2 protein-coding genes are annotated in these 550 nt (G+C 44.4%); both read right to left on the reverse strand.

All coding sequences use genetic code 11. The annotated features are described in order from the left end of the window. Positions 1-206 precede the first annotated feature (206 nt). Complete coding sequence (locus tag ACYQ0N_RS15390; RefSeq protein ID WP_124100690.1) at positions 207-347, reverse strand: DUF3789 domain-containing protein; 141 nt, start codon at positions 345-347, stop codon at positions 207-209. Beyond that, the coding region (locus tag ACYQ0N_RS15395; RefSeq protein ID WP_460163193.1) for an LPD28 domain-containing protein at positions 347-550 on the reverse strand (204 nt) is incomplete at its 5' end. The genes ACYQ0N_RS15395 and ACYQ0N_RS15390, both read right to left, overlap by 1 nt.

Here is a 550-nt window from a genome sequence, read left to right on the forward strand (position 1 = left end):
TTTTTGCCGCCTACCCACGACATGAAACTGTCCATTTTACTCCTATCCGCCGTTAAAGCCAATGACAGAAGTTAAGCCGTTTTGCCGATTACAGAATCTTTTCTGTCATTGGCAAAACGACTTGTCCTCGCGCGGACGGCGCAATTTGCGCTATAGCTTTATTATCGCATACTTTTCAATCCGCGCCTTTTGTTTTGATTTAAAAATCAAATGTCATTTTTAAGGTTATTTAATTCCTTGTTAAGTCTTTCGATTTCTCTGTCGGCGTTTTTTGCCGATACCAGAAGGCATCCGACAGTAAGTCCCGCTGTTCCTCCTATCGCCAGACCTATGAATAAATTCAGCATTATTTCATCTCCATTCCAAGCTCTTGAGTTTGTTCGATAAAATCGGCGAACGTAACGATTTCGCCCATAAAGTTCGGCTCCGTATCCTCGGTCAGAGGTATGAATCCCTTTTCTCCCAGATCAAGCGGCTCTTTGGTTACGACCGAACCGCCGCGATTTACCGCGACCCTTTTTTCAATGGAACAGAAACGCTCTCCATCGTC

Source organism: Ruminococcus sporogenes (genome assembly GCF_054655175.1).

What these genes read in the sequence shown, in the direction of transcription:
- ACYQ0N_RS15390 (WP_124100690.1), bottom strand. Translation starts at nt 347, where the DNA reads ATGCTGAATTTATTCATAGGTCTGGCGATAGGAGGAACAGCGGGACTT.